Annotated in this window: 20 protein-coding genes, 2 tRNA genes and 1 other annotated feature (1 of these 23 running past the window's edge); of the genes, 18 read left to right on the top strand and 4 right to left on the bottom strand. The window is 38.8% G+C overall.

All coding sequences use genetic code 11. The features are described from left to right. Window positions 1–12 precede the first annotated feature (12 nt). The 3 genes from jag to rpmH all read right to left on the bottom strand — a co-directional run bounded on the left by jag (window position 13) and on the right by rpmH (window position 1,471). Entirely contained in the window at window positions 13–867 is an 855-nt protein-coding gene (gene jag, locus EYB29_RS01870) for an RNA-binding cell elongation regulator Jag/EloR (RefSeq protein ID WP_166626405.1), read from the bottom strand. Window positions 868–882: 15 nt separating this feature from the next. Continuing rightward, window positions 883–1,218 carry a ribonuclease P protein component gene (gene rnpA / locus EYB29_RS01865; protein ID WP_026867093.1) on the bottom strand — a complete coding sequence of 112 codons (336 nt, stop codon included), beginning with the start codon at window positions 1,216–1,218 and terminating at the stop codon, window positions 883–885. 115 nt (window positions 1,219–1,333) lie between these two features. Further along, a complete protein-coding gene (gene rpmH, locus EYB29_RS01860; protein ID WP_026867092.1) occupies window positions 1,334–1,471 on the bottom strand; it encodes a 50S ribosomal protein L34 in 138 nt (45 codons plus the stop codon). A gap of 435 nt (window positions 1,472–1,906) precedes the next feature. Between rpmH and dnaA the strand changes: the two genes are divergently transcribed. From dnaA to gyrA, 6 genes are all read left to right on the top strand, one after another. Beyond that, window positions 1,907–3,247 (top strand): chromosomal replication initiator protein DnaA, encoded by a 1,341-nt coding sequence (gene dnaA, locus EYB29_RS01855; protein WP_166626404.1) that lies wholly within the window; start codon window positions 1,907–1,909, stop codon window positions 3,245–3,247. A 167-nt stretch (window positions 3,248–3,414) separates the two neighbouring features. Beyond that, on the top strand, window positions 3,415–4,548 hold the full coding sequence (gene dnaN / locus EYB29_RS01850; RefSeq protein WP_166626403.1) for a DNA polymerase III subunit beta: 1,134 nt from the start codon (window positions 3,415–3,417) through the stop codon (window positions 4,546–4,548). Window positions 4,549–4,741: 193 nt separating this feature from the next. After that, window positions 4,742–4,960, top strand: coding sequence for a S4 domain-containing protein YaaA (yaaA, locus tag EYB29_RS01845; protein ID WP_370545354.1), 219 nt, complete (start codon window positions 4,742–4,744; stop codon window positions 4,958–4,960). Beyond that, entirely contained in the window at window positions 4,957–6,060 is a 1,104-nt protein-coding gene (gene recF / locus EYB29_RS01840; RefSeq protein WP_166626402.1) for a DNA replication/repair protein RecF, read from the top strand. Before yaaA ends, recF begins: the two co-directional genes overlap by 4 nt. A 14-nt stretch (window positions 6,061–6,074) precedes the next feature. Beyond that, a complete protein-coding gene (gene gyrB, locus EYB29_RS01835; protein WP_026867087.1) occupies window positions 6,075–7,994 on the top strand; it encodes a DNA topoisomerase (ATP-hydrolyzing) subunit B in 1,920 nt (639 codons plus the stop codon). Window positions 7,995–8,010: 16 nt separating this feature from the next. Next, window positions 8,011–10,554 carry a DNA gyrase subunit A gene (gene gyrA / locus EYB29_RS01830; protein WP_166626401.1) on the top strand — a complete coding sequence of 848 codons (2,544 nt, stop codon included), beginning with the start codon at window positions 8,011–8,013 and terminating at the stop codon, window positions 10,552–10,554. Window positions 10,555–10,661: 107 nt separating this feature from the next. Here the strand turns inward: gyrA and EYB29_RS01825 are convergent, their stop codons facing one another. After that, complete coding sequence (locus EYB29_RS01825) at window positions 10,662–11,117, bottom strand: DUF2975 domain-containing protein (RefSeq protein WP_026867085.1); 456 nt, start codon at window positions 11,115–11,117, stop codon at window positions 10,662–10,664. 135 nt (window positions 11,118–11,252) lie between these two features. Between EYB29_RS01825 and hutP the strand changes: the two genes are divergently transcribed. From hutP to EYB29_RS01765, 12 genes are all read left to right on the top strand, one after another. After that, a complete protein-coding gene (gene hutP, locus EYB29_RS01820) occupies window positions 11,253–11,696 on the top strand; it encodes a histidine utilization transcription antiterminator HutP (RefSeq protein WP_026867084.1) in 444 nt (147 codons plus the stop codon). A gap of 93 nt (window positions 11,697–11,789) precedes the next feature. Then, window positions 11,790–13,280 carry a histidine ammonia-lyase gene (gene hutH / locus EYB29_RS01815; protein ID WP_166626400.1) on the top strand — a complete coding sequence of 497 codons (1,491 nt, stop codon included), beginning with the start codon at window positions 11,790–11,792 and terminating at the stop codon, window positions 13,278–13,280. Window positions 13,281–13,301: 21 nt separating this feature from the next. Next, a complete protein-coding gene (hutU, locus tag EYB29_RS01810) occupies window positions 13,302–14,960 on the top strand; it encodes a urocanate hydratase (protein WP_166626399.1) in 1,659 nt (552 codons plus the stop codon). Then, a complete protein-coding gene (hutI, locus tag EYB29_RS01805) occupies window positions 14,960–16,192 on the top strand; it encodes an imidazolonepropionase (protein WP_166626398.1) in 1,233 nt (410 codons plus the stop codon). The genes hutU and hutI overlap by 1 nt, the downstream gene beginning before the upstream one ends. 46 nt (window positions 16,193–16,238) lie before the next feature. After that, window positions 16,239–16,430 (top strand) — a binding site (T-box leader). Between the two features lie 66 nt (window positions 16,431–16,496). After that, window positions 16,497–17,774 carry a serine--tRNA ligase gene (gene serS, locus EYB29_RS01800; RefSeq protein ID WP_166626397.1) on the top strand — a complete coding sequence of 426 codons (1,278 nt, stop codon included), beginning with the start codon at window positions 16,497–16,499 and terminating at the stop codon, window positions 17,772–17,774. A 66-nt stretch (window positions 17,775–17,840) separates the two neighbouring features. Continuing rightward, on the top strand, window positions 17,841–18,761 hold the full coding sequence (locus tag EYB29_RS01795) for a DUF2232 domain-containing protein (protein ID WP_026867079.1): 921 nt from the start codon (window positions 17,841–17,843) through the stop codon (window positions 18,759–18,761). Between the two features lie 2 nt (window positions 18,762–18,763). Beyond that, window positions 18,764–20,740: a DHH family phosphoesterase gene (locus tag EYB29_RS01790; protein ID WP_166626396.1), complete on the top strand. Its 1,977-nt coding sequence runs from the start codon at window positions 18,764–18,766 to the stop codon at window positions 20,738–20,740. Further along, on the top strand, window positions 20,737–21,183 hold the full coding sequence (rplI, locus tag EYB29_RS01785; protein ID WP_166626395.1) for a 50S ribosomal protein L9: 447 nt from the start codon (window positions 20,737–20,739) through the stop codon (window positions 21,181–21,183). The genes EYB29_RS01790 and rplI overlap by 4 nt, the downstream gene beginning before the upstream one ends. A 23-nt stretch (window positions 21,184–21,206) precedes the next feature. Further along, window positions 21,207–22,595: a replicative DNA helicase gene (dnaB, locus tag EYB29_RS01780; protein ID WP_240921813.1), complete on the top strand. Its 1,389-nt coding sequence runs from the start codon at window positions 21,207–21,209 to the stop codon at window positions 22,593–22,595. 114 nt (window positions 22,596–22,709) lie between these two features. Next, a complete protein-coding gene (locus EYB29_RS01775) occupies window positions 22,710–23,996 on the top strand; it encodes an adenylosuccinate synthase (RefSeq protein WP_026867075.1) in 1,287 nt (428 codons plus the stop codon). 217 nt (window positions 23,997–24,213) lie between these two features. Beyond that, window positions 24,214–24,285: transfer RNA gene (locus EYB29_RS01770), tRNA-Glu, on the top strand. Between the two features lie 27 nt (window positions 24,286–24,312). Beyond that, window positions 24,313–24,318, top strand: a tRNA-OTHER gene (locus EYB29_RS01765); it runs 67 nt beyond the window's last position.

Here is a 24,318-nt window from a genome sequence, read left to right as displayed (position 1 = left end):
TTAAAAACTCCTTTATTTCTTAATAATCACGATGGCGCGTCTTGGCTCTTTTCCTTCTGAATAGGTATCTATTCCCTTTTCACGACTTAAGGCATGGTGCATAATTTTTCTTTCATTCGCTGGCATCGGTTCAAGTCTTACTTTTTCATGAGTACGCCTTACCTTATCCGCCATGTTCAAGGCCAATGCTTCTAAAGTTTCCTTACGTTTACTTCGGTAATCACCGACATCCAGCTCTACTCTGTTATAGCTTGGATAGACTATATTTAAATAATTTTGTGCAAGTTCTTGAAGTGCATTTAAAGTCTGCCCACGCTTACCAATAATCTTTGCAGGGATATCCGCATCAAAATTTAAGTGAATCGTCGACTTCTTCACCTTCATTTGAACCGTGTTCTCGACGCCCATACCTGAAACTATTTCCGAAATATAAAGCGATGTTTTCTCACCAGCTTCAGTGAGTGCTTGGTGCTCTTTATTTTTCGGTTTTGATTCTTCAATAATTGGCTCAATTTTAGGTCGTTCATGCTGCTCATCATCTGCTAATTCTTGAACTGCTTCAGTCTCTTCAGGCTGATTTTCTTCATGTGGCTCGACTACGTCATCTGTTGTCCGCTCTAAAGCGCTATCTGCTTCAACATGTTCGTTTTCGCGTGCTGAAATCATTGCTTCAATAGATTCATAGGATTTTAGTTCCGGGTTGATAATCGTTAGTTTCACTTCAGCCTCACGCTTACCAAAACCTAAAAAGCCAGCCGAACCACTATCCAACACTTCTATTTTAATGTCGTCTTCGCTAACACCGAGTTCCTCTAATCCTTTTGTTACAGCATCATTGACCGTCTTTTCAGTATAAATTCTGTACATATACTAACCCCCGTATTATTTCATACACCTGGCTATTTTTAGGACATGTAAGAGTGATTTTTCCATTTCATGATAGTTCATATCCTTAACAGGATTACGAGCGATCACTACATACTCTAATGGCATAAGTTCATGTTTATGAGTCTGATAAAATGCACGAATGCGACGCTTAATCTGATTTCTTTTTACAGCATTGCCAAGTCTTTTTGACACGCTGATGCCGAGCCTTAAATGTGGCACTTCCTGATTGTCTTTTAAGTACACTACAAACTGCCTGTTCGCAAAGGATTTACCTCGTTTGAAAATCAGCTTAAAGTCCTTCTCTTTCTTAATTCTGAATCGCTTTTTCATCATTAACTACGCTCTTTCATATCTATGATTAATTATTATACTAAAAAGCTTCTATTATATAAAACTTTCGACATTGCGCAAAAAAAAAGATCATCCTAGTCAGATGATCTAATGGTTATGCAGAAAGAACTTTTCTTCCTTTTCTTCTACGACGCGCAAGAACTTTGCGTCCGTTTTTAGAACTCATTCTCTCACGGAAACCGTGTACTTTAGCACGTTTACGTTTATTAGGTTGATACGTACGTTTTACCATATATGACACCTCCGTCATTTATTTTTTCTCTGTTTTTATATTCTCTTAGAATTGCAACTACTAAAGAATACCAAAAACACGGTGCTTTTTCAACTTTTTATTTGATATTTATTTAGAAGTAATTAATCTTTTCAAGAGATTCTGTGGATAACTTTTAAGTATTATATCACTTATACACAGTTTTTTTAATGAGTTTCCCACTTTTGCACAGGCTGTGTCAGAAATTTTGTGGGAAGCTGTGAAAATTGTGAATAACTCTGAAAAATATTGATAACACAAATTAAATAAGCTATAATTTTACCCGTATCCTTGTGGAAAAGAAGATGGTTTTCTATAGTTATCCACAGATTGTGAATAACCTGTGTAAAGTTTTCTACACCTGTGTAAATGTATTATCCACAGCATGTGATTTGTGAATAAGAGAGGAATTTTTTTATGAGTAGTTTAAATAGTATTTGGGAAAAAGTACTCGAAGAAATTAAAAGCAACCATAATATTCAAAATGTGACATTTCAAACTTGGTTTAAAAATACTGAACTTGTCGATTTGAATACAAGCTATGCTGTCATTAAAGCAGATAGTGATTTTCAGAGAGAATGGTTGAATACGCAGTACAAAAGCATTATCGAAGATAGCATTTATAGCTCTATAGGAGAAAAGGTCACCGTTCAAATTGTCATCAAAGGTGACGAAACTACGCCAATGGTTTCAGAAGAGAAAAATACACAGCAGGAGAGTATTAAGACTGCACCAATACACCATGCTCTAAATGAGCAGCATACCTTCGATACTTTTGTCATCGGTAATGGTAACCGCTTCTCACATGCAGCATCTCTCGCAGTTGCTGAAGCACCAGCTAAAGCATATAACCCATTGTTTATATATGGTGGAGTTGGACTTGGTAAAACACACCTCATGCATGCGATCGGTAATTTCGTTTTAGAAAATCGTCCAAATGCCAAGGTGGTCTATCTATCAAGTGAAAAATTCACTAATGAATTCATCAACTCAATACGTGATAACAAAACAGAAGAATTCCGTAATAAATACCGTAATGTAGATGTCCTTTTAATCGACGATATTCAATTTTTAGCAGGAAAAGAATCTACCCAAGAGGAATTCTTCCATACTTTTAATTCCCTGCATGAAAATAATAAGCAAATTGTCATATCAAGTGACCGTACCCCTAAAGAAATTCCTACTTTGGAGGATCGTTTACGTTCACGCTTTGAATGGGGATTAATGACCGATGTCACCCCACCTGACCTCGAGACAAGAATTGCGATTTTACGAAAGAAATGTGAAGAAGAAAATGTTGAGATTCCAAACGAGGCCATGATATATATTGCAAACCATATTCACACAAATATACGTGAGCTAGAAGGTGCCTTAACTCGCGTTGCTGCCTATGCTAAGATTTCCAATCAACCGATGACGCCAGAAGTTGTTTCCGAAGCTTTAAAAGATCTCGTGACAACGACTCAAACCAAGCGCATTACTGTTCAAGATATTCAGCTTGCTGTCAGTGAATATTACGGCATTCATATTGATGAACTATCATCTAAAAAACGGACGAAGTCCATCGCCTTTCCTAGACATGTCGCCATGTATTTATCGAGAGAACTTACCGATAATTCATTACCAAAAATCGGCGAAGTCTTTGGAGGTCGAGATCACACAACCGTTATACATGCACATGAAAAAATTTCAAAGCTCGTTGCTGAAGATGAACTTTTCAACAGTGAACTAAAAGAAATAGAAAGTAAGCTCAATTAAAATAATGTGAATACTGTGGATAAATGTTACACTTGAACCAACACTTTATGCACATGTGGATAAGTTAATACTTAAAGCTTTAACTTAGTTTTCCACAAATTCACAGGGCCTACTATTATTACTGTTATTTTATTACTATATATTTAATAAATAAGGAGTACATACTTATGAAAATTAGTATCAATAGACAATACTTCATCGAACAACTTAATCATTGCTTAAAAGCTATTTCACCTAGAACAACTTTACCTATTTTAAGTGGAATAAAAATCGATGTCTCAGATGATCAAATGGTACTCACAGGTAGTGATTCCGAAATCTCTATAGAAATTACAATACCAACAGAAATAGATAACGAAGAAATTCTAGAAATAGAATCACCAGGTTCTGTCGTTTTAACAGGTCGTTTCTTTGTTGATATTATTAAAAAACTTTCCGGTGATTTTGTTGAACTAGAAACCAATGAACAGTTCTCTACTAAAATTACCGCAGGTAAATCAGAGTTTAATTTAAGTGGTCAAGATGCAAACCAATATCCTCTCTTACCAGAAGTTAACGAAGCGGATAGCCTAGTAATGTCTTCAACTGTCTTAAAAACGATTATTAACCAGACAAACTTTGCAGTATCCCTATCTGAAACAAGACCTGTCTTAACTGGTGTGAACTGGTTATTTAAAGATGATCATATTTCATTTACAGCAACAGACTCTCACCGTCTTGCACTTAGAAAATTATTGGATAAAACATTCAACACTGATACATCAAATGCAATTATTCCAGGTAAGTCTCTATCTGAATTAAGTAAAATTTTGTCAGACTCTGATGAAGATGTCGAAATAAACCTATCACAAAACCAAGTACTCTTTACTTACGGCAATATGAGATTCATTTCTCGATTACTCGAAGGAAATTACCCAGATACAACACGTCTTTTCCCAGAGAATTACGAAACTAAAGTCAATGTAAATAATGCTGAGTTCTATCACGCTATAGACCGAGTTTCATTACTTGCAAGAGAAGGTGGCAACAATGTTATTCGCATGTCAGTAGAAAATGGAAATGTGGAATTGACATCTAATTCACCTGAAGTTGGGACAGTAAACGAAGAAGTTACTGCATCTAGCATTGAAGGTGAGGACATTAAGATTTCATTTAACTCGAAATATATGATGGATGCCCTACGTGCAATTCAATCTGAAGAAGTAACCGTAGAATTTTTCGGTACGATGAGACCATTTACGATTACGCCAAGTGATTCGACTGAAGTTGTGCAATTAATCTTACCTATAAGAACTTACTAGAAAAATAGTTAATTAATTTTGTGACCATGCCTTTTATTTTAAATAAAAGGCCTCTGGTCACTTTTTATTTTTACTAGGTAGGTAAATACCTTTTTGACTTTAAAACGCTCTGTGGGCATTATTTGGCCTGTAAAAGTGAAAAAGTATCAAAAATGTAGTATAATGAATGAGTATGTTCTAGGAGGTTATGTCTATGGAAACAATTCATTTAAACGGTTTGATTACGTTAGGCCAATTTTTGAAACACCAAAACATCATTGGTACGGGTGGCCAAGCTAAATGGTTTTTAAGTGAAAATATAGTGTTTTTAAACGGGGAAGAAGAAAATCGTCGTGGCAAGAAGCTTCATGACGGAGATGAACTCGTCATCGAAGGTATTGGCGAATACAAAATTAAGTATACAGATCAATGATATTAAACAGTATTTCCATAACTCACTTTCGTAATTATGATTCCTTATCTTTAGATTTTCATCCTAAGTTAAATATTTTTATTGGGCCAAATGCCCAAGGGAAGACGAATCTTTTAGAAGCGATATACTTTTTATCACTTGCGAAGAGTCATCGGACATCAAAAGATAAGGAATTAATTCAATTCAATCAAGAAGAAGCTTACGTTAATGGGCAAGTGACAACAGAATCATCCAGCATTCCCCTATCGATCAGTATCGGTAAGGGCGGCAAACGAGCTAAGGTGAATCACCTCGAGTCTGCTAAGTTGTCTATGTATATTGGCCATTTAAATACTGTGCTCTTCGCCCCGGAAGACCTCAATATCGTTAAAGGTTCGCCTCAGGTTAGACGTAAGTTTCTTAACATGGAGTGCGGACAAATTTCAAAAGTGTATCTCAGTCATCTATCCAGTTACAACAAGGTCTTAGCTCAAAAGAACCAGTATTTAAAATCTCGTAAGGTCGATGAGCTCATGATTGAAGTACTGAATGAACAGATGGCGGAGCATGCGACGAGAATTATTATAAAGCGCAAGCAGTTTATCGATACGATTGAAAAACACGCATCAAAAATCCATAGAGATATTTCAAATAATAAAGAAGACTTAAAAGTCATTTATAAACCGAATATTAAATATGACAATGAGGATGCAGACGATTTACAACAAGAGATTACAAAGCTTCTCAGTGAAAACTTAGATAAGGAAATTGAACGTGGCACATCGCTCGTCGGACCACATAGAGATGATATCGGTTTTACGATCAATGAGTTCGATGTTCAAACTTATGGTTCCCAAGGACAACAACGTTCAACAGCTTTGTCTGTGAAACTTGCTGAACTTGAGTTGATTAACGAGGAAGTCGGAGAATATCCGGTCTTGTTACTCGACGATGTACTAAGTGAACTGGATGAAGTACGTCAGGCACATCTGTTAACGTCGATTCGAAACAGAGTTCAAACCTTTGTTACGACGACATCAATAAGCGATATCAACCATGCGATTATGGATGATATGCAGCTGTACGAAATAGAAAACGGTCAAATTAAGATCGATGAATAGCGGAAGGTGAGAACATGGCAGAGGAAAATATAGATCAATATGGTGCAAGTCAGATTCAGGTTCTTGAGGGACTTGAAGCGGTTAGAAAAAGACCTGGTATGTATATTGGTTCAACGTCATCCAGAGGATTACATCACTTAGTATGGGAAATTGTCGATAACAGTATCGATGAGGCCCTTGCGGGTTATGCATCTGAAATCAATGTCACAATTGAAAAAGATAACTGGGTTAAAGTGACGGATAACGGTCGTGGAATTCCAGTCGATATTCAAGAGAAGATGGGACGTCCGGCGGTTGAGGTTATCTTAACTGTCCTACATGCTGGTGGTAAATTTGATGGCTCCAGTTATAAAGTGTCCGGTGGACTGCATGGTGTCGGTTCATCGGTTGTTAATGCACTGAGTTCAAAACTTGAAGTGTACGTTCACCTTGATGGGAAAATTCATCATCAATCATATTCACTTGGTATTCCTGATTTTGATTTAAAAGTGATTGGTGAAACTGATAAGACAGGTACAGTCATCCGCTTTAAAGCAGATGATGAAATCTTTACAGAAACGACAGAATACGATTTAGAAATTCTGCAAAAACGTATTAAAGAACTCGCCTTCTTAAACAAGGGTCTGAAAATCAACTTAACAGATGAGCGCGATGAGGAAGCTGTACATTTTGAATACTTGTACGAGGGTGGAATTAAATCATTTGTTGAGGAATTAAATAAGACAAAAGATGCCTTACATGAAGAAATTATCTACATGGACGATGAGAAAGATGAAATCGAAGTTGAAATTGCCATGCAATATAATCATGGGTATACGACAACCCTCCTCACTTATGCGAACAACATTTATACGCATGAAGGCGGAACGCATGAAGATGGCTTTAAACGTGCTTTAACTAAGGTCATTAATAACTATGCAACCAAACAAAATCTAATTAAGTCTACTGATGAAAGACTGTCTGGTGAAGATGTTAGAGAAGGACTAACTGCAGTGGTTTCAATCAAGCACACTGACCCTCAGTTTGAAGGTCAGACGAAGACCAAACTTGGTAACAGTGAAGCGAGATTAATCACAGATCAATTGTTTACTGCTGGCTTTGAGCGTTTCTTATTAGAAAATCCTCAAACTGCTAAAATAATTGTCGATAAAGGAATTAATGCTCAGCATGCTAGAGTTGCAGCTAAAAAAGCACGTGAAATGACACGTCGTAAATCTGCGCTTGAGGTTTCAAGTCTTCCTGGTAAGCTTGCAGACTGCTCAAGTAAAGACCCTGCGAAAAGTGAGTTATTCATCGTAGAGGGTGACTCTGCTGGTGGTTCAGCGAAATCTGGTCGCGACTCTAAGCATCAAGCTATTTTACCGTTAAGAGGTAAGATTTTAAACGTTGAAAAATCACGTCTAGACCGTATTTTAGGCAACAATGAAATCCGTTCTATGGTAACAGCACTAGGTAGTGGTATTGGAGATGAATTTGATATTTCTAAAGTACGTTACCACAAAGTTGTCATTATGACAGATGCTGACGTCGACGGCGCACACATTAGAACCTTATTGTTAACCTTCTTCTTTAGATTTATGAGACCGTTGATTGAACACGGTTATATCTATGTTGCTCAGCCACCACTTTACAAAGTTGAGCAAGGGAAGAAAAAACACTATGTGTATGATGATGAGGCACTCGATGTCCTCCGCAGCACTTTACCGGAAACACCTAAGATCTCAATATCAAGATACAAAGGTCTCGGTGAGATGAATGCCGATCAGCTTTGGGAAACGACAATGGATCCGGAAAATAGAACGTTACTTCAAGTAGAACTGGATGATGCGATTGCAGCTGATCAGACATTTGAAATGTTGATGGGTGATATCGTTGAGCATCGCAGAAACTTTATTGAAGAAAATGCGAGATACGTAGAAAATCTCGACGTTTAAAAAGGAGACTTGAATTATGGCAGACCAAGAAGAAAAATTTCAACAGATTAATATAACGAAAACGATGCGAAGCTCGTTTTTAAGCTATGCCATGAGTGTCATCGTCTCACGTGCTTTACCAGACGTTCGAGATGGAATGAAACCCGTACATCGTAGAATTCTTTACGGCATGCATGACAATGGCATGACTTCTGACAAACCATTTAAAAAATCTGCTCGTATCGTCGGAGACGTTATGGGTAAATATCACCCACACGGCGACTCTTCCATCTATGATGCTATGGTACGTATGGCTCAAGTTTTTTCTTACCGTTACCCACTCGTTCACGGTCAAGGGAACTTCGGTTCTATGGATGGTGACGGGGCAGCAGCAATGCGTTACACTGAAGCAAAAATGAGTAAGATTTCCATGGAACTCATGCGTGATATCAACAAGGATACCGTGGACTTCCAATTGAACTATGATGAGAATGAACGCGAACCGTCTGTTTTACCAGCTCGTTTCCCTAACCTACTCGTCAACGGTTCAAGTGGTATTGCAGTTGGGATGGCAACGAACATTCCACCGCATAACCTACGTGAAGTGACAAATGCAGTCTTAGCACTTGCTGATAACCCAAATGTAACGGCTTCAGAATTGATGGAATTTGTCTCAGGACCAGACTTTCCGACAGCAGGTTTGATTATTGGTAAGAGTGGCATTAAGCGTGCCTATGAAACAGGACGCGGTTCTATTATGATGCGTGCACGTTGTGAAATTGAAGAGATGAAGAATGGTAAAGAACGTATCGTTGTCTCTGAAATTCCATATCAGGTAAACAAGGCACGTCTAGTAGAAAAAATTGCTGAGCTCGTAAGAGATAAGAAAATCGAAGGTATTACAGATTTACGTGATGAAACCAGCCTTAAAGAAGGCGTAAGAATCATTATTGAAATCCGTAAAGATAAGAATGCGAATGTTATATTGAATAATTTATATAAACAGACGCCCCTTCAGACATCATTTGGTATTAATATGCTTGCCCTTGTGAATGGTGAACCGAAAGTACTCAGTCTTAAAGAAGTATTATATTACTACTTAGAGCACCAGAAAGATGTTGTGACACGTCGTACGAAGTATGAATTAAAACGTGCGCAAGATCGTGCGCACATTCTAGAAGGTCTATTAAAGGCGCTTGATTACATCGACGAAATCATCAAGACGATTCGTGCCTCAGCGACTGATGAAGAAGCGAAGACGAGTTTGATGAGTCAATTCGAATTCTCTGAGCGTCAAGCACAAGCGATTCTCGATATGAGATTACGTCGTTTAACAGGTTTAGAAAGGGATAAAATCCAGTCTGAATACGACGAATTGCTAAAAACGATTGAATATCTAAAAGCAATTTTAGATGATGACAATAAGTTACTTGAAGTTATCAAAGAGGAATTAACAGAGATTCGTGACAAATTCGGTGACGATCGTCGTACAGAAATTACAATCGGTAACATCTCTGATATTGAAGATGAAGATCTTATTCCAAGAGAAAATATCGTTGTCACACTTAGTCATAACAGCTACATTAAACGTCTTCCAGTGTCGACATATCGCGCACAGCATAGAGGTGGTCGTGGTATTCAAGGTATGAATACAGTAGATGACGACTTTGTGAGCCAGATTGTGACGATGAGTACGCATGATTACATCATGTTCTTTACAAATAAAGGTAGAGTATATCGACTGAAAGGATACGAAATTCCTGAGTTATCACGTCAGTCTAAGGGTATTCCGATTGTAAATATGATTGAAATCGAAAAAGATGAATTTATTTCGACGATGATCAGTGTGAAAGACAAAGAAGAGACAGAAGGGTATAACCTACTCTTTGCAACCAAACATGGTCAAGTTAAACGTACAGCACTCGATGAGTTCAAGAGCATAAATAAAAACGGTAAGATTGCGATTCGCTTCAAAGAAGATGATGAATTGCTTGGTGTCCGTTTAACTGACGGTTCTAAAGAAGTTATTCTTGGAACAAGAGACGGTTCCCTTGTCCGTTTTGAAGAAACACAAGTGAGAGAAATGGGACGTACTGCGGCAGGCGTTAAAGGTATTAAGCTCCGTGGAGATGACCAAGTCATTGGTGTAGACGTCCTAGAATCCGGTCAACATGTCTTAGTCGTTACTGACAAAGGTTACGGTAAACTCACTCATGAAGATCAGTACCGTTCCATCAATCGAGGCGGTTACGGTGTTAAAACAGCTCAGCTCAATGATAAAAACGGTAAACTTGTCTTTATCGCATCAGTTGATCGAGATGAAGACATGATGATTGTCACAGAAAAAGGTGTGATCATCCGTTTAACTATCGACACTATTTCAGTGATGAGTCGTAGCACTCAAGGTGTTCGCCTCATTCGTCTTGATGACAATCAAGATGTTGGAACTGTTGCAGTAGTGAAAAGCGAAATCGGTGAAGAAGAATTAGAAGAAGAAACTGACGGAACTGAGGATTCCTTGGAACCTGAAGGCAAGTCAGAAGAAGAATCTGATTCAGCTACTGATTCCGAGGAAAAATAAGATATAGATTGATTAATCCCCCTGTTTTTTTGAAAACAGGGGGATTTTTTGTGTTTAGGATGTTTGCTGAGCTACGAAAATAAAATGAGTTCGCGTAGAAAGGATACCTACGGAATTTTCTGCAGATCAATCGCCTTAATCAGTATATCTTTCAATACCAATACTAAGAAATAAATAGCGAACGGTATGAATAGTATACCGACGCCAAATAGGACAAAGCCTGGTGCGTCATCAAGGTGAGCGACTGTGACAAAGAATGGCATGAGGCCTAAAGAAATAACGGCAATAGCAAGAATAAGCTTCTGAATACGAGTCATGACCAAGAGTGCACGTGATGTAAATATCACATCTTTGTCTATAAGTGATAGCATTTGGAACAAGCAAAATATAATCAAGAGACCTAAAATCATATCGATCCACAGAACAGCTGCGAGTAAATATTGAACGAAGAGAATATCAACTTCTGCTGTGAAGAATTGTATACCGATTAAAAATCCGAAAAATAATAGAATGACGACTAAAAAACTTAAGGAGAGTCTTAAGATATTCGTCTTTTTAAACATAGTCATACCCTCTTTCAATAATATAAATAAATTTAGCATTATCGCCCAATCTAAAAAATACAACATTCTTGTATTCTAAAAATGAAAGCGCTATAATGGATGCAGTTATTAGACATTAGGTAGGTATAAATAGATATGAATCAAAATACGCATCGTGATTTTGGAAAGTTCACTACACTTGTTGCATTGACAGATGAAAAAACAGCCCTAGACATCTTACCTCAGTTTAAATCATTTAAAATCATGACGGGTAAGGTAGGCTCTATGGATTTAAAAAAGGTCATCTCATCGGTAGAAACTGCTGCAAAACGTGGTGATATTATTGATGGTGATATTTACCGAGAAACACACTCACTCTACCATGCGATTCTAGAAGCTTTACAAGGTGTAACTCGTGGAGATCTCAGTGTTGGAGACATCATGCGTACAGTTGGATTAAGTTTTTCAATTGTCAGAGGGAATCCGTACGATAGTGATGATGAGGGTGAATGGCTCGCTGTTTGCTTTTACGGTACCATTGGTGCACCAATTAAAGGTAAGGAACACGAAGCGTTAGGCTTAGGCATTAATCACATTTAAATATTCAGTGTCATAGACATTAGCTAATAGGGACATGAGAATCCAAAGGGATTTTTATGTCTTTTTTTAATAGGTAAATTTAGGAGGGATTACATGACAGTTTTACAGCTCGATGGTGAAAATTTAAATATTGAGTCGCTCAAAGATTTCCTGGGAAATACAGAGAGTACCGTAGAAATTACCGAGGAAGCTTATCAGAAAGTTGATGATTCAAGAAAAGTAGTCGATAAAATTATCGACCAAGAAAAAACAATATACGGCATCACAACAGGGTTTGGTCTCTTTTGTGATGTGTTGATTTCAAAAGAGAAGGTGAAAGACTTACAAGTGAACCTAATCCGCTCGCACGCTTGTGGTGTGGGTAAACCCTTTGATGAACCCGTCGCTCTACTCATGATGGTACTGAGACTAAACACGATGCTTAAAGGACATTCAGGTGTGACAAGAGATCTTGTTGATCAGCTACAACTCTTCATCAACAAACGGATTATTCCAGTTGTGCCTGAGCAAGGCTCACTCGGTGCCTCAGGTGACCTTGCACCACTGTCTCATATGGCACTCACTTTAATTGGTGAAGGAGAGGTCTTCTATCTAGGTGAACGTCAACCGACACATAATGTTCTAGAATCCCTAGGTATCGAGCCTATTACCCTTCAGGCCAAAGAAGGTCTGGCACTCATTAATGGTACTCAACCTATGACGGCTCAGGGGGTCATTAATTACATTGAGGCCGAAAAAATGATGCAGGACAGCTTTTGGATTGCTTCACTGACTCATCAGGGACTAAACGGGATTACAGATGCTTATAATCATCAGATTCATGAGTCGCGTGGTTATCCAGAACAAATCTATGCTGCACAACAAATGCTTGACTATCTTGAAGGGTCTGAGTTAACAACGAGACAAGGTGACTTAAGAGTTCAAGATGGCTATTCACTCAGATGCATTCCACAAGTCCACGGGGCATCGTTACAGACTCTAAAATACGTTAAAGAAAAATTAGAAATTGAGATGAATGCGGCAAATGATAACCCACTTATCTTTAGTGAGGATGAAGTATTTTCTGGAGGTAACTTTCACGGGCAACCGATCGCTATCGCAATGGATCTCTTAAAAATTGGAGTCGCTGAAATTGCTAATATTTCAGAGAGACGTATTGAACGCCTAGTCAACCCGGCCTTAAATGGTGATCTACCTGCCTTTTTAAGTCCAGAAGAAGGACTTCAATCCGGTGCGATGATCTTACAATATGCTGCAGCAAGTCTAGTATCTGAAAATAAAACACTCGCCCACCCTGCGAGTGTGGATTCTATTCCATCATCAGCTAACCAAGAAGACCACGTTTCTATGGGTACTATTGGTTCAAGGCATGCCAGAGACATTATTAATAACACAAGAAATGTCTTAGCGACTGAGCTTTTTATAGCTTTAACGGCAGTAGAAATTAAAGGGATTGATAAATTATCACCAAAAACTTTTGAGAAATTCAAAGAATATCGTCTGATTGCAGATTTCATAGACCAGGACCGTAATTTTTCATATGAAATTAACGACCTATCAACAGCTTTAAGAGAAATGTTATAAAAATCAAAGGGGATGACCAATATGGTTAGAGAAATCAAAGCTAAAAAAGGCTTAGAAATCGAGTGTAAAGGTTGGGAGCAAGAAGCGGCATTACGTATGCTCTATAACAATTTAGATCCAGAAGTAGCAGAACGTCCGGAAGATTTAGTGGTTTACGGTGGCATCGGTAAAGCAGCTAGAAACTGGGAATCTTTTGAAGCAATCGAAAACACTTTAAGAAATCTAGAAGCAAATGAAACCATGCTGATCCAATCTGGTAAACCTGTGGCAGTATTTAAAACACATGAAGAAGCGCCGAGAGTGCTCTTATCGAACTCTGTGCTGGTACCGAAATGGGCGACCTGGGAACACTTTAATGAGCTAGATAAGAAAGGGCTCATGATGTACGGACAAATGACAGCAGGTTCATGGATTTACATCGGCTCACAAGGCATTGTCCAAGGTACTTATGAAACCTTTGCAGAACTTGCCAATCAAAACTACGGTGGTAGTTTACGTGGAACGGTAACCTTAACTGCTGGTTTAGGCGGTATGGGCGGGGCACAACCACTTGCAGTCACTATGAATGAAGGGGTCGCGCTTTGTGTGGATGTTGACGAAACTAGAATCGATAAACGCATCGAAACACGTTATCTAGATGTGAAAACAGCATCACTGGATGAGGCATTAGACTTAGCGGACAAGGCAAGAAATGAAGGACGTCCCCTATCCATTGGTCTCATAGGTAATGCAGCTGAAGTCCACCATGAAATTCTAAGTCGTGCTTTTAAAATTGATGTCGTAACTGACCAAACATCTGCTCATGATCCTTTAAACGGTTATGTGCCTGAAGTATATTCTTTAGAAGAAGCAAAACTCTTAAGAGAAGCTGACCCAGTTAAATATGTGAAATTATCAAGTGAATCAATGGCCAAACACGTCAAAGCGATGTTAGCCTTTCAAAAAAATGGCTCAGTCGTCTTTGATTATGGTAACAATATTCGCCAAGTCGCTTTTGATACAGGCGTAGACAATGCCTTTGATTTCCCTGGCTTTGTACCAGCTTATATTCGACCTTTATTCTGTGAAGGTAAAGGACCATTTAGGTTTGCAGCCTTAAGTGGTGATCCGAAAGACATAGAAGCAGCTGATAAAAAGATGCGTGAACTGTTCCCAGATAATGGAAAACTATTACGCTGGTTAGACATGGCAGAAGAGAAAATTGCTTTTCAGGGACTACCATCAAGAATTGCATGGTTAGGCTATGGGGAACGTGCCAAAATGGGACTAGCCTTAAATGACATGGTGAAGTCAGGTGAAATTTCAGCACCCGTTGTTATCGGACGAGATCACTTGGACTCAGGCTCCGTTGCCAGTCCGAACCGTGAAACTGAAAGCATGAAAGACGGTAGTGATGCAGTTGGAGACTGGGCAATTCTTAACGCTCTAGTTAATACTGCTGCGGGCGGATCATGGATTAGTGTTCACCACGGTGGTGGCGTCGGTATGGGTTACTCGCTGCACGCTGGTATGGTTGTTGTAGCTGATGGGACCGACCGTGCAGCCCGCCGTCTCGAACGTGTATTAACATCAGATCCGGGTATGGGTGTTGTAAGACATGCTGATGCTGGTTATGATATCGCGATTGAAACAGCCAAGGAAAAAGGCGTTAATATTCCAATGCTAAAGGAGAATCACTAATGAACGACTTAATGATTAAAAATATAAAATCTTTAATTTTACCGAAGAAAACAGAAGGACCTTTGAAAGGCAAAGAGATGGATGAACTTGAAATCATTGATGATGCGGTCGTTGTCATCAATGGTAAAAAAATCGTCTATGCAGGAAAAGATACCAGTGATTTTCAAGCTAAAGAATTCATTGATGCACAAGGAATGATTGTCTCTCCTGCCCTAGTTGAGCCTCATACACATGTGGTTCACGGTGGTTCAAGAGAACATGAGATGTCACTGAAACGCCAAGGTGTGGACTACTTAACCATACTAGAACAAGGTGGTGGTATTTTAAATACCGTTGAAAGAACGAGAGAAGCAACAGCCGACGACTTGTTTAATAAGGCTGCTAAAAATATTACTCGCATGATTCAACATGGGGTTCTGGCCGTTGAAAGTAAGAGCGGATACGGCTTAGACAAAGAAACAGAACTCAAACAACTCGAAGTATCGAAACGTTTAGAAGCAGTATTTCCGATTGAAATGCGTCATACCTTCTTAGGCCCACATGCAGTTCCTAAAGGACGAGACTCAGAAGAATTTCTGGATGAAATGATTGCCTTACTTGATGATGTAAAAGTTTTAGCAGATTTTGCAGATATCTTTACAGAAACAGGCGTCTTCTCTGTAGAGCAATCAAGAAAATATATGGAAGCTGCTAGAGAAAAAGGATTTAGAGTCAAAATCCACGCAGATGAAATCGATCCACTTGGTGGTTTAGAACTCGCGATTGAACAAGATGCGATTAGTGCGGATCACCTCGTTGCGGCAAGTGAAGCGGGTAAAAAACAACTAGCTGACTCAAATACTGTCGCTGTCTTATTACCAGGAACAACATTTTACTTAGGCAAAAATGAATTTGCTGATGCGCGTGGCATGATTGACCAAGGTGGTGCTGTTGCACTTGCTACAGATTACAACCCTGGTAGTTGTGTGACAGATAATCTACAGATGATTATGGCAATTGCAGCCTTAAAATTGAAGATGACACCGAATGAAATTTGGAATGCAGTCACAGTCAATGCAGCACAGGCGATCGATGTGGACAGAGGCACGCTTGATGAAGGTGATGATGCCAACCTAGTCATTTGGGATGCACCGAATCATGAATATATTCCATATCACTACGGCGTCAATCATGCTCATACTGTTATTGCAAATGGGCAGGTTATTTTTGAACGTCCAGGGCTCAAGTTATAAGCTTGCAATTTTTAGTTTGATAAGCTAAGATAGCATCAAATTAATATTTACTACTTCCGAAAGAAGCAGTAGCAAAACCGTCAACTTAAGAGAGGTTATGGTTGGTGAAAATAACCGGTGGAATTGTGAATTTCTATCTTTCAGTAAAGAAGTAGTCGGCTTAAGCCGTTATCAGTTAGAGATGGTATCAGTTTACTGATGCTAATTAGGGTGGCAACGCGTAGACCACGTCCCTTACCAGGGATGTGGTTTTTTTGTTTTAATCATCTGAATGAGCATAAATATAAAAATTGGAGGTCATATTATGTTAGATATTAAACTGCTTAGAAAAGATACGGATAATGTGAAGAAAAAAGTTGAGCTTAGAGGACTAGACCCTGTAGTCATTGATGATATTTTAGCCTTGGATACAGAACGCCGTGAACTTATTCAAAAAACAGAAGAATTGAAAAGTCAGCGCAATAAAGTCTCTCAAGAAATCGCAATTAAAAAGAAAAATAAAGAAGATGCTGATGATGTCATTAAAGAAATGCGTGAAGTCGGAGAAGAAATCAAAGATATTGATGAGCGCTTAAATACGATTGAAGAAGAGTTTCACGATAAAATGAGCCGTATTCCAAACCTAATTCATGATGATGTGCCTCAAGGTAAGGATGATAGTGAAAATGTAGAAATTAGACGTACGGGAGAGCCGAGGAACTTTGACTTTGAGCCAAAAGCACACTGGGATATCCTAGACGATCTAGAACTTGCAGACTTTGACCGTGCTGCTAAAGTATCAGGTGCGCGCTTTGTCTACCATACAGGTGACGGTGCGCGTCTAGAGCGCGCACTGATGAACTTAATGTTAGATGTCCATGCAAAAAACAACTACCGTGAAATGATGACGCCACAAATTGTTAGAGCTGAAGCAATGTATGCGACTGGTCAATTACCAAAATTCGGTGAAGACTTATTCAAAATTGAAGATGAAGAGATGTACACGATTCCAACTTCGGAAGTGACACTCACAAACTTCCACAAAGATGAAACATTAAAGAACGATCAACTGCCAGTGAAATTCACTGCTCAAACAGCTTGCTTTAGAAGTGAAGCGGGTTCAGCAGGTAGAGATACACGTGGTTTAATTCGCTTACACCAGTTCAACAAAGTTGAGATGGTTCGCCTAGAACGTCCAGAAGATTCATGGCAAGCACTAGAAGAGATGACGAATCATGCAGAAAACATCTTAAATCTTTTAGAAATCCCTCACCGCACGGTGCTATTATGTACGGGTGATATCGGTTTTGGTTCTTCTAAGACATACGACGTTGAAGTTTGGTTACCAAGCTACAATGATTATAAGGAAATCAGTTCAATTTCAAATATGACAGATTTCCAAGCACGTCGCGGCAATATTAAATTCAAGCGTGATAAGGATTCTAAAGCGGAACTTTTACACACTTTAAATGGTAGTGGACTTGCTGTTGGAAGAACGATGGCTGCCCTACTTGAGAACTATCAAAATGAAGATGGTACTGTCACAATTCCGGAAGTTTTACGACCATATATGGGTGGTCAGGAGAAGCTTGAAAGGTTATAATATAAATACTCGATGCTCCTATTCGCAATTAATAGGAGCATTTATTTTTAAAAGAGGAGTGTAACATTGAATAACAAAATATCTACGGGTACCTTAGCCCTTACACTGCTCGCTGTTACAGTTTATATAATGCTCACAGAGATCACCTTGGTATTTGGTGCTGTTGTGATGCCATTCGCGGTATACTTACTTATAAAAATTAAACAGCAATCGGCAACGAATTACTGGATTCTATTCTTCAGTTTCCTAGTTCCAGCCTTGCTCTTTTTATCACCGCTTGCAGCGGCATGTTTCATCATTCTATACATCATAAGTAGTCTGTTAGATTACACACTTAAGAAAAAATTGTCTCAAGAAATCACGATATTTTATACGACATTTGCACTTGGCCTAAGTGTGATGGCCATGGTTTTAATCATGCAAATGATGGGCTTCTTGAGACCTTTATCGGAAATATATTCAACATTTAGGGACTGGTATAAAGAACAATTAAATTCAGTTAGCGCACTGACACCAGAAGCACTAGATCCAGAGACAATCTTGCAGTCATTAGATTTATATTTTCAAAATCTACCAGCCTTCCTCATCATAGGGAGCTTTTTCTTGGCAGTTTACGTCATTCTTATCGTTAGGATATTGCCAAACGATACGACAAAAATGTGGCACTATAGAAGCTTTGATAAGTGGATGATGCCACGCATGTTACTTTATGTATACATGATTATCTTTTTAATTACACTCTTTAGTGGTAACTGGGAAGAAAGTACAATATCACTATATAGTAATGTCTCAATCATCGTTGAATCAGCAATTTTCATTCATGGACTTGCATTTGCTTATTATTTTATGATTAACAAGAAGGTAAATAAGGTATTATCTATTATCATTTTGATTCCGCTTGCCATCTTTAGACCACTTACAATTCTTATTGGTCTTTTCGAAATGATATTTAGAATCAGGTTGATTATGGAATTGAGGAGGAAGTAGCAATGTTTCGAGTATTAGATAAAAAATTGATGCTCATACCTTTTATCGTATTGGCATTTCATATTGGAATACTTAGCATTGCTATGGTGCTGAACTATACGGTATTTGGAATTATCGCTATCTTGGTTAGTATTGTGATATTAATCTTGGTTTATATTTATTTACACCGTTGGCTCGTCTTAAGTGAGAATCGCTTAATAGAGCTTTCTAAAGATATGGCCGGTGCAAGAAAATATGTTGTAGATAATCTACCACTTGGCGTTATCATGTTAAATGACGATGAGGAAATCGCATGGATGAACCACTATATGTGTGAGCAGATTCCTGAAGATTATCACCATGAACCAATCAACAGAGTCTTCCCGAATATCATGACAACCTTAAAAGCGAATAACATACAGTCTATTGATACATCATATGGAGATAGGAATTATCAGGTTCACTATTATGATGAACATAATTCACTTCTACTCCTTGATATTACAGATGAGAAAAATATGGAAGTTGCCTTAGAAGATAAGGATCCTGTCATCGGAATTTTATTCCTCGATAATTATGATGACATGACTCAGAACATGACAGAGGCTCTTAAGAGTGATTTAAACAATAGTCTGACTAACATCATTAATGATTGGGCAACAGAAAATCATGTCTATTTAAGACGTTTTTCTAATGACCGATTTATTATGGTGATGTCAGCTAAAAGTCTATCTAAAATTGAAGAGACTAAATTTGTTTTACTTGACCAGGTACGTGAGAGCTCAGATGCACATGGTGCTCAAATTACTTTAAGTATCGGTATTGGTGAAGGTTCAAGTGACTATATTGAAGTTGGTGAACTGGCGCAATCTTCACTAGATTTAGCACTCGGGCGCGGTGGCGACCAAGTTGCTATTAAAACCATCAATGGAAGTGCTAGATTCTATGGTGGTAAGACAGATCCAATGGAAAAACGTACACGTGTTAAAGCACGCGTAATGGCTCATGCTTTAAGAGATATCCTCTTAGAGGGTGACAATGTCATAATTATGGGGCACAAGAACCCTGACGTTGACTCAATTGGTTCTTCAATTGGAGTTGCGAAGATTGCCTCTTCCAATGGAATTAAAGCAAATATCATCTTAAATGATGAGGATATCGATGATACTTTATCCCGCTTGATGAAAGAAGTCGAAGCTAAAGAAGACTTATATAATATCTTTATAAATAGCGAAGATGCATGGGATATGATGTCACCGAAAACAACGGTTGTTATCGTTGATACACACCGTCCGTCCATGGTGCTTGATGAAGATATTCTTAATAAAGCGACGAGAAAAGTGGTTATCGACCACCACAGACGTGCAGATGATATGATATCAAGTCCCCTACTCGTCTACATGGAGCCTTATGCTTCTAGTGCGAGTGAGCTTGTTGCAGAGTTATTAGAATATCAAAATAAACAGAAGAAACTCTCTCGTATTGAGGCAACGATTATGTTGACTGGTATTATTGTTGATACGAGAAACTATACACTACGTACGGGGTCACGTACCTTTGATGCGGCAAGTTACTTGCGTAGTAACGGTGCGGATCCTGTACTTGCACAAACCTTCTTAAAAGATGATATTGATACGTTTATTGCCCGCAGTGACTTAATTAAGTCAGCCGAAATAAGCGACAAGGGTATCGCAATCGTTAAGGCAGATGATACGATGACATATCATCCAGTGACAGTAGCTCAGGCTGCAGACCAACTACTACAAATTGAAGGTGTTCAGGCATCATTTGTTATGGCGATTAGAGAAGATGAAACGATTGGTGTTTCAGCGCGTTCTCTAGGCCAAGTCAATGTCCAAATCATCATGGAAGAAATGAACGGCGGCGGACACTTAACGAATGCTGCAACCCGTATAGAAGGCAAAACTATGGATGAAGCGTATAATGAATTAAAAGAAGTCATTGATACTTTTATTAATAATAGGAGTGACACAGAATGAAGGTAATATTTTTACAAGATGTTAAGAACAAAGGGAAAAAAGGCGAAGTAAAAGAAGTAGCAACAGGTTATGCACATAACTTCTTGTTTAAAAAAGGACTTGCAGAAGAAGCAAATCAAACAAATTTAAAAAAATTAGAAGCGCATAACGAAGAGGTTCGTCAACAAGAAGCTGATGAACTTCAAGCAGCTAAAGATTTAAAAGTTGAACTTGAAGGTAAAGAAGTTGAAATCAAAACTAAAGCTGGAGAAGACGGTCGTCTATTTGGATCCGTTAGTTCTAAGCAAGTTATTGAAGCATACCAAAGTCAGCATGACATAAAATTAGATAAGCGTAAGTTAGATATGCCAGAACCGTTTAAGAGTTTGGGCTACCATAAAGTGAATATCAAACTTCATAGTGAAGTGGAAGCAGAGTTAAAAGTACACGTTGTTGAACAGTAAATTTAAGTTAGGAGGAATCGATAATGGAAATGAATCGCCGCATGCCACACGATAATGATGCAGAACAATCGGTGCTCGGGGCAATCTTTATCGATTCCTCTATCTTTTTAAATGTGACAGAAGTCCTTGAACCTGAAGATTTCTTTAGGCATGAGCATCAACATATTTTCCGGGCGATGATGATATTATCTGAAGAAAATGCTGAGCTCGATGTCGTAACGATTTCAGATAAGTTAAGGTCGATGGATGAACTCAATAACACGGTTAACCCACGTTATTTAGCGGAACTCGCAAATGTCACACCGACGAGTCGTAACTGGCAGTTCTATGCAGATATTATTGCAAGACAGTCGCTTAGACGTAAATTGATTGCAGTCGCAGATGAAATTGCGAATGATGGTTTTCAAAATGAAGTCGACATAAATGACTTACTTTCAGAAGCTGAAGCACGTATTATGGGTGTTTCTGAAGGTCGTCGTAATGACGGCTTTAAGTCTATGAAAGACGTTGTGCATGAAGTTTATGAACAAATTGAAGCGCTAGCTGGTAATGATAATGGTATTACGGGTATCCCGACAGGGTTCCGTGATTTAGACTTCATGACGTCCGGTTTTGGTCGTAACGATTTGATTATCCTTGCAGCCCGCCCCTCTATGGGTAAAACGGCTTTCGCTTTAAACATTGCGAGCCATGTTGGGACTGCACCTGCAGGCTACACTGTTGCTGTATTTTCACTCGAGATGGGTGCGGATCAATTGGTAAGTAGGATGATATCGAGTCAGGGTATGATCGACGCGACGAAACTCCGTCAAGGCTCACTCGACCATCAGGACTGGGATAACTTCACAACGGCAATCGGTACACTGGCGAACTCTAAGATCTTCATCGATGATTCAGCGGGTATACGTGTCAATGAGATTAGAGCGAAGTGCTTAAGACTCAAACAAGAACATGGCCTCGATATGGTCATCATTGACTACCTACAACTCATTCAAGGTTCGGGAAGTCGTCAAGGTGAAAACCGTCAGCAGGAAGTCTCAGAGATTTCACGTATGCTAAAAGGCTTAGCACGTGAAATGCAGTGCCCTGTCATTGCACTGAGTCAGCTCTCTCGTAGTGTTGAAGCAAGACAGGATAAAAGACCGATGATGAGTGACTTACGTGAGTCAGGCTCAATTGAGCAAGATGCAGATATCGTTGCCTTCTTATACCGTGATGATTATTATAATCGTGGTGATGGTGAGGATGACGAAGAAGGTGCTCAGAGTGTTCAAGATGAAATAGAAATTATATTAGCTAAGCACCGTAACGGTCCTACAGGGACAGTTAAACTGATATTCAACAAATCGTATAGCAGCTTTTTCGATCAAGATCGAAGAGATTATGACGATAATTATATACCGCCAGCTTAAAAGTCCGAATGTTTTTCATGACCATTGTGAAAAACGTTCGGACTTTCTTGATTTTTAGTATGAAGATTGGTAGAATAATAAACGGTAAATAATCAATCATTTGGAGGCAATCATATGTCTGGAACAGTAGTTGTTGGAACACAATGGGGAGACGAAGGTAAAGGAAAGATTACAGATTTCCTATCTGAAGATGCACACGTTATTGCACGTTTCTCAGGCGGAAATAATGCAGGTCATACGATTCAATTTGGCGGAGAAACATATAAACTTCACTTGGTACCATCAGGAATTTTCTACGAAGACAAGCTTGCAGTCGTCGGTAACGGGGTTGTTATCGATCCAATCTCTTTAATCAAAGAGCTTGATGGATTAATCGAACGTGGTGTGAGTGTAGATAACTTACGAATTTCGAACCGTGCACAAGTCATCTTACCGTATCACCTACTCCAGGATGAGTTGGAAGAAGAAGCTCGTGGAGATAATAAAATTGGTACAACTAAACGAGGAATTGGCCCTTCTTATGTCGATAAAGTTCAGCGTATCGGTATTCGCATGGCAGATTTAATAGATGCTGAAGTTTTCGAGCGTCGTTTATCGGAAAACCTTAAGATCAAAAATCATACATTAAAAGCTTTATATGATCACGATGGCTTCACATACGAAGAAATTTACGAACCATATAAAGCAGCTGCAGAACGTTTAGCACCGTATGTATGTGATACTTCTAAGCTACTAGATGATGCTTTCCAAGGTAATGAAAATGTACTATTCGAAGGTGCACAAGGTATCATGTTAGATGTAGATCATGGTACTTATCCATTCGTTACATCAAGTAACCCAGTTGCAGGTAATGTGACAGTTGGTTGTGGTGTTGGTACAGCAAACGTGAAAAATGTTGTCGGTGTGTGTAAAGCCTATACATCACGTGTTGGAGATGGTCCATTCCCAACAGAACTATTTGATAAAGACGGCGATCACATCCGTGAAATCGGACGCGAGTACGGCACAACAACAGGCCGTCCACGTCGTATTGGTTGGTTCGATTCAGTTGTTTTACGTCACTCACGCCGTGTGAGTGGTATTACGGACCTATCACTTAACTCGATCGACGTATTAAGTGGATTAGAAACGGTTAAAATTTGTACAGCCTATGAAATCGATGGTGTTGAAATTACAGAATACCCAGCAACATTAGAAGACTTAAAACGTGCAAAACCAATCTACAAAGAAATGCCAGGTTGGTCAGAAGACATTACGGGCGTGAAGTCATTAGACGAACTACCTGAGAATGCTTATAACTACTTGCGTGAAATTGAGAAGCTAAGTGGTGTATCTATCTCTATCTTCTCAGTAGGTCCAGACCGTAACCAAACAAACTTACTAAAAGACTTCTGGGCATAAGTTATATATCATGAAGCACCTCGATTTTTAATCGAGGTGTTTTTTTGATTAGTTGTTATGAAGGCGTGATCTGGTGTTAGCTCGGCTTCGAAATCAAAACTACAAGACACAATTAAGAAATTAATCAATTCCACTAGTTAAAACTACAAAAAACTATTGTATTCAAATTTCTCTTCATGGTATAATATATTTTGTGTTATTTATCTATTAAGAATATGGCCCGTTGGTCAAGCGGTTAAGACACCGCCCTTTCACGGCGGTAACACGGGTTCGAGTCCCGTACGGGTCACTTTTAATTTTTATTACAACTGCATAAGTAAGT

It is taken from the genome of Jeotgalicoccus sp. S0W5, from assembly GCF_011634875.1.
In the GTDB taxonomy this organism is placed as follows: Bacteria; Bacillota; Bacilli; order Staphylococcales; family Salinicoccaceae; genus Jeotgalicoccus; species Jeotgalicoccus marinus.
The sequence above is the reverse complement of the archived record's forward strand: the minus strand, read 5'-3'. Positions and strand labels throughout refer to the sequence as shown.

What these genes read in the sequence shown, in the direction of transcription:
- jag (WP_166626405.1), bottom strand. Translation starts at nt 867, where the DNA reads ATGTACAGAATTTATACTGAAAAGACGGTCAATGATGCTGTAACAAAA.
- rnpA (WP_026867093.1), bottom strand. Translation starts at nt 1,218, where the DNA reads ATGAAAAAGCGATTCAGAATTAAGAAAGAGAAGGACTTTAAGCTGATT.
- rpmH (WP_026867092.1), bottom strand. Translation starts at nt 1,471, where the DNA reads ATGGTAAAACGTACGTATCAACCTAATAAACGTAAACGTGCTAAAGTA.
- dnaA (WP_166626404.1), top strand. Translation starts at nt 1,907, where the DNA reads ATGAGTAGTTTAAATAGTATTTGGGAAAAAGTACTCGAAGAAATTAAA.
- dnaN (WP_166626403.1), top strand. Translation starts at nt 3,415, where the DNA reads ATGAAAATTAGTATCAATAGACAATACTTCATCGAACAACTTAATCAT.
- yaaA (WP_370545354.1), top strand. Translation starts at nt 4,742, where the DNA reads ATGGAAACAATTCATTTAAACGGTTTGATTACGTTAGGCCAATTTTTG.
- recF (WP_166626402.1), top strand. Translation starts at nt 4,957, where the DNA reads ATGATATTAAACAGTATTTCCATAACTCACTTTCGTAATTATGATTCC.
- gyrB (WP_026867087.1), top strand. Translation starts at nt 6,075, where the DNA reads ATGGCAGAGGAAAATATAGATCAATATGGTGCAAGTCAGATTCAGGTT.
- gyrA (WP_166626401.1), top strand. Translation starts at nt 8,011, where the DNA reads ATGGCAGACCAAGAAGAAAAATTTCAACAGATTAATATAACGAAAACG.
- EYB29_RS01825 (WP_026867085.1), bottom strand. Translation starts at nt 11,117, where the DNA reads ATGTTTAAAAAGACGAATATCTTAAGACTCTCCTTAAGTTTTTTAGTC.
- hutP (WP_026867084.1), top strand. Translation starts at nt 11,253, where the DNA reads ATGAATCAAAATACGCATCGTGATTTTGGAAAGTTCACTACACTTGTT.
- hutH (WP_166626400.1), top strand. Translation starts at nt 11,790, where the DNA reads ATGACAGTTTTACAGCTCGATGGTGAAAATTTAAATATTGAGTCGCTC.
- hutU (WP_166626399.1), top strand. Translation starts at nt 13,302, where the DNA reads ATGGTTAGAGAAATCAAAGCTAAAAAAGGCTTAGAAATCGAGTGTAAA.
- hutI (WP_166626398.1), top strand. Translation starts at nt 14,960, where the DNA reads ATGAACGACTTAATGATTAAAAATATAAAATCTTTAATTTTACCGAAG.
- serS (WP_166626397.1), top strand. Translation starts at nt 16,497, where the DNA reads ATGTTAGATATTAAACTGCTTAGAAAAGATACGGATAATGTGAAGAAA.
- EYB29_RS01790 (WP_166626396.1), top strand. Translation starts at nt 18,764, where the DNA reads ATGTTTCGAGTATTAGATAAAAAATTGATGCTCATACCTTTTATCGTA.
- rplI (WP_166626395.1), top strand. Translation starts at nt 20,737, where the DNA reads ATGAAGGTAATATTTTTACAAGATGTTAAGAACAAAGGGAAAAAAGGC.
- dnaB (WP_240921813.1), top strand. Translation starts at nt 21,207, where the DNA reads ATGGAAATGAATCGCCGCATGCCACACGATAATGATGCAGAACAATCG.
- EYB29_RS01775 (WP_026867075.1), top strand. Translation starts at nt 22,710, where the DNA reads ATGTCTGGAACAGTAGTTGTTGGAACACAATGGGGAGACGAAGGTAAA.